The organism is Fodinibius salipaludis (assembly GCF_002287075.1).
Lineage (GTDB): Bacteria > Bacteroidota > Rhodothermia > Balneolales > Balneolaceae > Fodinibius > Fodinibius salipaludis.
Genome location: NZ_NSKE01000023.1, coordinates 1 through 2,482, shown reverse-complemented (window position 1 = coordinate 2,482; position 2,482 = coordinate 1). Strand labels below are relative to the sequence as shown.

General features: G+C 46.5%; 3 protein-coding genes. 2 read left to right on the top strand and 1 reads right to left on the bottom strand.

From position 1 onward, the window contains the following. The first annotated feature begins 316 nt into the window (after positions 1–316). Both CK503_RS15830 and CK503_RS15825 read left to right on the top strand, forming a co-directional pair. Entirely contained in the window at positions 317–559 is a 243-nt protein-coding gene (locus CK503_RS15830; RefSeq protein ID WP_095607807.1) for a FitA-like ribbon-helix-helix domain-containing protein, read from the top strand. Beyond that, positions 556–957: a type II toxin-antitoxin system VapC family toxin gene (locus CK503_RS15825; protein WP_095607806.1), complete on the top strand. Its 402-nt coding sequence runs from the start codon at positions 556–558 to the stop codon at positions 955–957. Before CK503_RS15830 ends, CK503_RS15825 begins: the two co-directional genes overlap by 4 nt. Positions 958–1,349: 392 nt before the next feature. Here the strand turns inward: CK503_RS15825 and CK503_RS15820 are convergent, their stop codons facing one another. Continuing rightward, on the bottom strand, positions 1,350–2,387 hold the full coding sequence (locus tag CK503_RS15820) for an IS110 family transposase (RefSeq protein WP_095607805.1): 1,038 nt from the start codon (positions 2,385–2,387) through the stop codon (positions 1,350–1,352). Between the last annotated feature and the right edge of the window lie 95 nt (positions 2,388–2,482).

Genomic DNA, 2,482 nt, shown 5'->3' with positions numbered 1-2,482 from the left:
TTCCGAAAATCCTATTTCACATTTTGTCCTGGCCGGTCGGGGCTAAATCATCTTACGTCCGCTGTTTTCTTCCGTTGTTTTTATCAAAGCCGTTGCTGGTTCTACATCTTCAGCCCCAAACTAACCCGGCGCTTCAAGCGGACGTGACTCGCCGTTGGCCTTCCCTCTTGCTTTTAGCCGACAAATTCTGTCTTTTATTACTAAACGAAATATAGAAACAACACGCAGCTTAAGCGCTAATCGTTATACTGCTTTCCTTGCAATAATCTCCCCTTCTGTTTAGTTTTACTTTGAAACCAAAATAAATTCAAATGCTATGCCAACAAATATCACAATCCGAGATATACCCGACGAAGTCTATGCCAAAATAAAAAAACAGGCCGATTTACATCACCGAAGTATTAACAGTGAAGTGATCGTCTATTTAAAAAAGTTAGTTCAAAGCAATCGACGAGATCCTGATCAAGTAATTGCTCGTGCGAAAAAACTTAAACAAAAAGCAAAAGGCACCCTTTCTATGGATGAAATTCAACAAGCGATTGATCAGGGGCGTCCATGATTGTTGTCGATACGAATGTAATTGCGAGCATGTGGGTACCAAATGATATGGACAAGTGGGTTTACAAGGTGCTTAAGAAAGATGATGATTGGGTTGCCCCTCTTCTCTGGCGATCTGAATTCAGAAATGTCCTATCGATATATTTACGGAAGGAAATTTTAGAATTATCGGTTGTTTTGCAAGCCATAGAAGAAGCCGAACAATTGATGGATGCTAACGAGTTCGAAGTAAACTCAACACAAGTTATGAGTTTTGTTTCAGATTCATCCTGTTCGGCCTACGATTGTGAATTTGTGGCATTGGCAGATGATTTAAATATCCAGATAGTCACATTTGATAAAAAAATTATCCGTGAGTTTCCTAATATAGCTATTAGCCCAGAAGAATTTGTCACATAAATCCAGCAAAAGCGGCCTAACCCGCGCATTAACGCGTTTATGCATTAGAAAGTCAACTCACTCCGTACTTCTCCTTTGGTCCTATTTGAGCGATTGCTAGGACACCTGCTATTGGATAATTTCGTACTACTTTTGACTCCATTTCTCCATCCCCGATGTACGAGATTGCTTTTGTAAGAGGACATGAATCTTGTCCAGGCGTTTATCTGAGACTGTTTTCCTTCGCGTGGAAACGTCTAATGTCTTATCTGGCTTAGTATTCAAAAAGGGCCCAGGCGGCTAACCGGACGAGAACCTCAGCAGTGGACTGCCGGATTACGCGTTAATAAGAGCCTGCCCGGGCCTGACCCATCGCTGGGATGGGATTGCTGTCAAAAGCGGTTATTTATATTTTAAAATTTGTCCGGATCATAGATCCGTCCGTTCTTCCATAGGCTCCACATGACGTTAATAATTTTACGTTGCGTATTAAGTCGGGCATTGCGTTCACTGCTGGCCCGGCGGCAGCTTTCTTTCCAAAATTGTTTGACTTCATTGTCGCCGCTCGTATTAGCAGCGCTCAGCCAAGCCCGATAACTCATGGCTTTGAGCTCCCCATATCCCTTTTTATCCAAGCGTTTGCGGCTCACCGACTGTCCGGCGGAACTGCGGCTCACAACGGCCAACTGGCAAAACTTATAGACCTGGCTGCGCTTGCAAAATCGGTGGGGATCTTCCAACAAGGCCGAAAACAGGTGAGAGCCTACCGGACCTATACCAGGAATCTTGGCAAATTCGGCAATTTCCCAGTAGTCTTTGCCTTGCTCGCGGATGCCTCGAAAGATTTCCAACGACTGCTCGTGATGGTAGGTGATAAATCCAAGTTTCTGTTCGGCGAGACTGCGATGAGCCTGTGAGCTAATTTGACTGATCCACCTCTCGCCCCTCTGGAAACTAAACCGGCTGCTGCCGGTAGGAATCCGTACCCCTATATGCCGAAGGTAGTGGGTCAGCCGTTGAATGGCTGCCGCCTTAGCCCGGCGCTGGCGCAGATACATCTTCATGCGAGACTTGAAGACGTGACGGGCTTCCAAGGGTTGCCACCAAACGGACTTGTATTCGCCTAGTCGAAGCAGTCGAGCCAGTTTATGGGCATCGGTTCGGTCATTTTTGTTTCCACCCCTGTGAACCAAGGCATTTTCAGCCGGATCACAGATGACCAGCCGGTCGACCCACTGGCCCAGAGCACTTGCCACCCAGCGTGCATGGGTTCCCTGTTCAAGGATTACTTGCAGTTGGTCATGCGGGTAGTTGCGGGCCCAGTTGATCAGTTTGTCTGCTCGTGTGGGCACCTCCCGCTGTTGCACTTGCTCCCCAGTTGGGTCAATGGACTGTATGACGGTATTGCTTGCATGAATATCCATTCCTGCGTAATGTGTCGTAGTATTCATAAGAGGACCTCTCTGTATGGTTGGAGTTGAATGTGGATTCTACCCAATCTACAGGTGTCCTCTTTCTAATGCATAATACCGGACGCACCTCGCCG